The organism is Microcoleus sp. AT9b-C3, from assembly GCF_036705485.1.
In the GTDB taxonomy this organism is placed as follows: domain Bacteria; phylum Cyanobacteriota; class Cyanobacteriia; order Cyanobacteriales; family Microcoleaceae; genus Microcoleus.
The window spans coordinates 23578-29577 of the sequence record NZ_JAUBUR010000058.1 but is presented as its reverse complement, the minus strand read 5'-3'; the positions used below and the strand labels follow the sequence as shown (position 1 = coordinate 29577).

At 44.8% G+C, this 6000-nt stretch carries 8 protein-coding genes; 1 reads left to right on the top strand and 7 read right to left on the bottom strand.

The features are described 5' to 3' along the window. Positions 1 to 118: 118 nt before the first annotated feature. From QUB77_RS29665 to QUB77_RS29650, 4 genes are all read right to left on the bottom strand, one after another. Positions 119 to 1693, bottom strand: coding sequence for a reverse transcriptase domain-containing protein (locus QUB77_RS29665; protein ID WP_333180531.1), 1575 nt, complete (start codon positions 1691 to 1693; stop codon positions 119 to 121). A 272-nt stretch (positions 1694 to 1965) separates the two neighbouring features. Next, on the bottom strand, positions 1966 to 2121 hold the full coding sequence (locus QUB77_RS29660; RefSeq protein ID WP_333050788.1) for a hypothetical protein: 156 nt from the start codon (positions 2119 to 2121) through the stop codon (positions 1966 to 1968). Between the two features lie 95 nt (positions 2122 to 2216). Continuing rightward, positions 2217 to 2522 carry a competence protein CoiA family protein gene (locus QUB77_RS29655; protein ID WP_333180532.1) on the bottom strand — a complete coding sequence of 102 codons (306 nt, stop codon included), beginning with the start codon at positions 2520 to 2522 and terminating at the stop codon, positions 2217 to 2219. Between the two features lie 101 nt (positions 2523 to 2623). After that, on the bottom strand, positions 2624 to 3001 hold the full coding sequence (locus QUB77_RS29650) for a hypothetical protein (protein ID WP_333180533.1): 378 nt from the start codon (positions 2999 to 3001) through the stop codon (positions 2624 to 2626). An 81-nt stretch (positions 3002 to 3082) separates the two neighbouring features. Here QUB77_RS29650 and QUB77_RS29645 point away from each other — a divergent pair, with 81 nt between their 5' ends. After that, entirely contained in the window at positions 3083 to 3316 is a 234-nt protein-coding gene (locus QUB77_RS29645) for a hypothetical protein (protein WP_333180534.1), read from the top strand. A 133-nt stretch (positions 3317 to 3449) separates the two neighbouring features. On the opposite strand, the gene QUB77_RS29640 is transcribed toward QUB77_RS29645, so the two are convergent. The 3 genes from QUB77_RS29640 to QUB77_RS29630 form a co-directional block, all read right to left on the bottom strand. Continuing rightward, on the bottom strand, positions 3450 to 4292 hold the full coding sequence (locus QUB77_RS29640; RefSeq protein WP_333296185.1) for an alpha/beta hydrolase: 843 nt from the start codon (positions 4290 to 4292) through the stop codon (positions 3450 to 3452). Positions 4293 to 4612: 320 nt separating this feature from the next. Next, complete coding sequence (locus QUB77_RS29635) at positions 4613 to 4738, bottom strand: hypothetical protein (RefSeq protein ID WP_333180536.1); 126 nt, start codon at positions 4736 to 4738, stop codon at positions 4613 to 4615. Between the two features lie 641 nt (positions 4739 to 5379). Next, a complete protein-coding gene (locus QUB77_RS29630) occupies positions 5380 to 5865 on the bottom strand; it encodes a hypothetical protein (RefSeq protein ID WP_333180537.1) in 486 nt (161 codons plus the stop codon). Between the last annotated feature and the right edge of the window lie 135 nt (positions 5866 to 6000).

The window sequence follows — 6000 nt, the reverse complement described above, 5'->3', positions numbered from 1 at the left end:
GGCTTGCACCCAAGGCGGCGTAAAGGCTCTAATCCCCTAACCCATACAGGCTAGTTTCATAGAAACGAACCGCACGAACTGGACGTGCCCGTTTCCGTGCATCCAGCTCCCGATATTCTTAGGGAGTGACCCTTTTGCTCATGTGTGAGTAGTCATGACAGGATTCGTGGATTGCTAGAAGATTTTTAGGTTTCCAGTTATCATGATTCTCGTCGATGTGATGTAGATTTACTCGCTCGTCGCTCATAAATTTCATCCCACAATGACCGCATGAATGGTTTTGCTTTTTAAGGGCTTTAGAGGTCAAATCATCGTATAACTTACTATTGCGTTCGCTCCAATAAGTTAAATCTCCGTCATAGGGCGATTTATCCCCTTTGACGGAGATGTGTTTGTTTTCGGAGTAAGGAACCGTTGGAAATGCCTTCTTAACAAGCTTAACGCTTGATTCTCTGGTATTTTTGGATTCCTTGTTAAATACCGTGTATGTTCTGTGATTTAAGAACCAAAGTGAAAACCTTGCTCCTGACATATCACAGAACCTATGGTAATTTCTCCATCCTCTAACTATTGGTGCTAGCTTTTCGGCTTTTACCTTAGAACCATAATTCGAGCAATTAACGATGTTCTTTACCTTCAAACGGAACTTTTTAAAATTATCCACTGAGGGGTAGCTTTTAAATCTTCCGTCGCTTAACACTTTGAAGTGCCAGCCGAGAAAGTCGAATCCATCTGTCGTAGCGGTAATCTTGGTCTTCTTAGCACTTACCATCATTCCTCTTGCTGCTAAAAAATTATCAATTTCGGCAAGTATTTTGAATGCATCGTCTTGAGGTCTAAGCATTATCACCATATCATCCGCATAACGGATTGATGTTTCGACAATGTTTGACGCTGGGGTTTTGCCAGTTATTCTAAATCCATCCTTATGGTATCTGTGAATACTTTCAATCCCGTTAAGAGCGATGTTGGCTAATAGGGGACTCACCACCCCACCTTGAGGAGTTCCTTGTTCCGGGAAATCGGGGTTGACCCCAGCTTTTAGGCATCGGAAGATTCCGAGCTTGATACCTTTGGGCGCAATTAAGTTGTCCATTATGGTGGTGTGACTAATCCTGTCGAAGCATTTTTCTATGTCGAGTTCGATCACTCGTTTTTCCATTCCATTACAGTAGCTTCTTAGATTGTTGAACAGGATTTTCTGTGCATCGTGCGCGGAGCGTCCGGCTCTGAACCCGTAGCTGTAAGCATGGAATGTTGCTTCGTGTGCTGGTTCTAAAGCGTATTTAGCGAGGCATTGCCAAGCTCTATCCGCGATAGTTGGGATTTTTAGCATTCTGGTTGTCCCGTCCTTTTTTGGGATTGGGATTTCCCGTAGTCCTTGATGATGCCAATTACCTGCCGACTCTTTAAGTATTGTTTCTAGGTAGAAACGTCCTGTAAAGCCGAGAGATTTTACACCGTCAACACCTGCTGTTTTCTTGCCAGCGTTTAGCTGTGTTACTTGTCGAATTGCTAGGAATCTAGCAGCTTTGGATTTCAGAATAAGTCTTTGCAGAGACTGCGCTTTCCGCTTGTTTCCTGCTTGAACCGCTTTGAACACTCTCTTTTGTAGGCGAAATAAATCTTTGCGGAACTTCTTCCACGGTAGATTCTTCCAAGATTCACTGGTATTACTACTGTGTCTAATCATGCTCTGCTCTGTTGAGTGTTTTCTGAATACCTTGCGAAAATTACTTCGCATCCTACCCGTCTTGAGAGAGTTCCGTATCTCATCTTACCTACATGGAAATCGACGTATCCATGACTCTCAAGTCGTTTTTATTCGTTCCCTCAGATGATTGATTGTTCCGTTAGGTGTAGCCAATTTAACTATCAGAAACCCAAGATTCTGGACGCTATTGTGGAAATGATGCGTCGGGCTTTAGCTCTGATGAGGTCAGGGTTTTTTAAGTTATGCCCTGCCTAAGTGTAAGTTACTTTTTTAGGCTCGGTTTCACCGTAGGAACTCCCTGTTAGCACCAGTGTCAGCCCATAACAGCCGTCTGATTGTGCCCTGTTCCCAGCTTCACTCTCCAAGAATTGAGCTTGGTCGGTGTGAGCAGATAAGGAGTCACGCATGAATCTTGCGGGAAGGACTTGCACCTTCATCAATCTGAGAGTTCAGTGCTCAACCTAGGGGTCAAGTTTCACTGGATTAGTTATTTACGGATTGATTACCGAGATTCACTAATCAACGAATCGCACTTCCACAGCACTTTTAGTTGTTCTAGTTCCTCACCCTTGAGTTCGATGTTGAAATGCTCGTAGAGCGGCAGTGAGGGAAATGCTTTGGTTTTAATCCGCTGTGACACGGGCTTGCAAGTCTCCCCGGTGTGCGCGAAGTGATGTTCTTTCACTGAACCCTTTTTCGCTGTGAGGGAGCCACCGCAGTAGAGGCAAGTTAGCTGAGTTTTTCCGCGCACAACCTCATCAATGCTCGCCAAGTTACCGTCGGGAGCAACACCAAATTTAAGCCACATATTTATAAAAATTCTTCAAAGCAGGGTTGGAAGATGCACCCGCTTTTATTGACTATCGAGCTCGATCATTGTATCACTCTCTTCTGTTTTCTGTTGCAGCTTCACCTTTTTACCAGCGAAGAGAAAAATTGGTGCAGCAAGGTTTTAACTTTTCGGTAGAATAGGGTGAGGGAAAGCCGTTCGTCCTCGCGTTGCTCGTTCTGGCGTTGTTCCCGTGCTTTACTCTTGCTGTCGCAATAAGCTTTGGCTGCTGCAAGTGCTGACGAATGCTCAGGAGTTGGCCCATTTCCTGTATCCTCCGAAGCACAAAAAGGATTATGGGAGCGGCAATCAAAATTTCCAGGCAATCTGTAATCATCAATAATGGCCCAGTAGTGAGAAGAGCCAACTCCACCAGGCGCAAACTGACCGAAATAATAAATTTCAATCGACTGGTCTTTGTAGATTTCTTCGTAAACCAAGTACATAGATCCTGTCATGAGTTTTGGCGCTGTAATTACAGCTTAATTTGTGCTTGGGATAGCACCTTTCATCTACCGCTCAATATGCAAGAGCCTGTGATGAAAAAGCTATGCAATGCTCTTGAGTCTGACGGAGTAATCCTGTTTACCTGTGGTGGCGGACATACAAATAATGAAATTTCTGGGTCATTTCAAGGTCAGGACTTCGAGTACAGCACTTTGGGAGTAGATGTTTTCCTACGAATTATAAGTGAGCATCACTGCACCTGCCGCCATCTCGAATACGATCGATATCCTGAAAATCATGTTTACATCATTGCTCAGAAGACCTAACCAATCAGGCTGACCCAAGTGTCAGCAGTCATCGCCCGTTTTTTCTGATAGGTTATAGCACCTGGATGAATTTATTGTTTATGCCAGTACGCGCCATATTTTGGCATTTAGAAATGATAAGATGAAGCCCATCTTATGCGTGCGATAGATGAGATTTCAGTTTTGATAAAATCTGTTCAGATTTAGTCCAAAGAATCGAGCCTCCTTCGTTCGGCTCGAAGGTACGCGAAACGTTTGGTAGACGCAGAGCCAAGGTTGCACCAAAATCAGGGGAGTGAACCGTACTGGTATCCTGGCCACCATACCAAATATCTACGGGAATGGTGATCTCCTCCAGCTTCATAGGCCAAGAACCGAGCGCGTTGACGAGATCGCGCGCGTATCCTTGAGCGCCTTGGGAGAAACCTTCCTGCAATGCTCGCCTAAAGGATTGGCTAAAGGTGTCACTTTCATACAAGATGCGATCGCATTCTGCACTCATTCCAATAATTAACTGCCACAGCCCATCGGCTGTAGCCATCTGTGAAAAGTGTTGCTCAAATCCTACAGGGTCTTGTTGGATAGCAGCAATCATGCCTTTGACATCTGGATGCAAGAGCGATAACAGACCTGGATAAGTAAGTTCATCTTGTCCCGATACAATGGCGAGAGCTTTTACTCCTCCCTGCGCTGAAGCAGCAAAGGCGAACGGTGCACCTTGAGAGAAACCAACGGCGAGAACATTATCGAGACTTTGGGCCGCAAAAAACTCTCGCATATCATCCGCCCAAGAAGACAGGGTTTTATGGGGGTGAGGGTCAGACAAACCCAAACCAGGTCGGTCAATAGCAATCAGTCTGAGGCCGAGATTTGAGAGAGCGCTAGCACCAAAACCAAGCCAACTGCTCATTCCTGCCCCAGTGCAAAACAAAACTGGAATGCCGTCTACAGAACCCCATTCCGACCATGCTAGCCTACGACCATCGTGCAGTTGCATGGTTGCCTGCCTTGAGGGTCGTGTCACCATAACTTTCATGCTATCCATTGGGAAATACAAAATACTCAGTTAACAAGCCCAGATCGGTAATTAAACGCACGGTATCGGTGTTTGAAGTACAACTCGACATTCCCCCGGTGTTTCGATAATCCCAGCAAATTAACAACAACATCCGAGTAATCCACTTTCACATTCCGCTGCACTTTTGCTATTGGTTTCTCACGCTCGTCGAGTTCCCCAATCTTACAGAAGCTGTTCCCATCACCTTTGACCTCAAGGGAATAAAGCGAATTGAGCAGAATGCGCCTCAATAGTATGCACTAAATCTGCAAGTGGGCCAAGCGTTCATCTAAGCAAGAAAGGTTGGCTGGCTGCGCTGTTTTCACTTCTTTTTCTAACCTTGCCAACTCCGAAAGCAGCAAAGATTCTTGGACTTGATTGAACAACGTGGCTCTCTAAGCGCACCCACACCGCAGTAGAGACAAGCGAGATTCGTTTTTCCGCGCACAACTTCATCAATGCCCGTCAGTTCGCCACTGAGAGCAACACCGTATTTTAGCCACATCGCCTGTCAATTCTCCTTGAAGCCGGTTTTCGTAGATGCACCTGCTCCACACGATGGCTTACGCCCCGTTTCGCTACGAGAATTGTAACAAATCTAGGGGTGAGGGCTTCTGCCTTGGGAAAGAAAGCGATCGCAGGTCACTCCCAAGCTGGTTCCGCATTTGGGCCCCAGCAGTTATCGGAGCCCAGGTGAACTTTCTACAATGCAAAGGGCTGCCGTCTGTTCGATACAGCGAAGTTTTTATTTTGCTTAGCTGCTGCCATCTGGCTTACCTGTATTACCAGCCCCACTACCTCCAGAAGATGCTGAAGGATTTGATGCGTTTGGAGTTGTGGTGGAGTTTGTCTCGACCGCTTTTGAGTAACTTATGAACGCCATTCCAACTATCATTATTTATTTTTACAGATTCGCACAGTTTGCGGAGCTAGTGACGCTGACAAAATCGGGCGATTTCTTCCTTGAGGGTTGGGATTGGTAACGTGTTAGGTTCACTCATTTTTTCCCTCCAGCGACACCACTAGATTAAACTTGGTTTTCAGGTGTGAGACATTTCCTTGTCACATATTCCCGAAAATCCTTACTATAAAGCTTTCCGTTCGTTTCCCAATACTTCGCTACTCCTGGATACTCCAGTTTAATTTTCAGGTAATTAGACCAACCTTGCCATAATACTTCATCTAATAAATTGTTTTTATATTGATAATGGAGATTTTCATAGAAATTAAAAATGCTACAAACAAGTTCCCTAAACCTTAGCGCTTCATCTTTCTCTAGTGCTTCAGGCTCGTCACAGCCTAGCCGATAGATGCGTGCTGCTTGTGAGTCTTGGCTAATCCGGGCTTCAATTTCTGCATACACACTAATAATTGATTGATAAGTAGCCCCTTTTATAGCTTTCGTACTAGCTCGAACTTGTACAGCTACATAGATAAGAGATATAATAACTCCTACCGCCTGGATAATTCCAGAAATGTCATCTATAGATAGTGAAAAATTGTCTGTAGTCATATAGTTTCTGCTTTCATTATCCTTATTTCCTGCAATGCCTTATCTCTAAAAGTTTCGTTCTAAAAGCATTGCTACATTCTCAGCAATTGTTTCCTCCAACTTGCCAAGCCTCAACATTCAAAACTTCCACTTCCT

What these genes read in the sequence shown, in the direction of transcription:
- QUB77_RS29640 (WP_333296185.1), bottom strand. Translation starts at nt 4,292, where the DNA reads ATGCAACTGCACGATGGTCGTAGGCTAGCATGGTCGGAATGGGGTTCT.
- QUB77_RS29655 (WP_333180532.1), bottom strand. Translation starts at nt 2,522, where the DNA reads ATGTGGCTTAAATTTGGTGTTGCTCCCGACGGTAACTTGGCGAGCATT.
- QUB77_RS29660 (WP_333050788.1), bottom strand. Translation starts at nt 2,121, where the DNA reads ATGCGTGACTCCTTATCTGCTCACACCGACCAAGCTCAATTCTTGGAG.
- QUB77_RS29650 (WP_333180533.1), bottom strand. Translation starts at nt 3,001, where the DNA reads ATGACAGGATCTATGTACTTGGTTTACGAAGAAATCTACAAAGACCAG.
- QUB77_RS29665 (WP_333180531.1), bottom strand. Translation starts at nt 1,693, where the DNA reads ATGATTAGACACAGTAGTAATACCAGTGAATCTTGGAAGAATCTACCG.
- QUB77_RS29645 (WP_333180534.1), top strand. Translation starts at nt 3,083, where the DNA reads ATGAAAAAGCTATGCAATGCTCTTGAGTCTGACGGAGTAATCCTGTTT.
- QUB77_RS29630 (WP_333180537.1), bottom strand. Translation starts at nt 5,865, where the DNA reads ATGACTACAGACAATTTTTCACTATCTATAGATGACATTTCTGGAATT.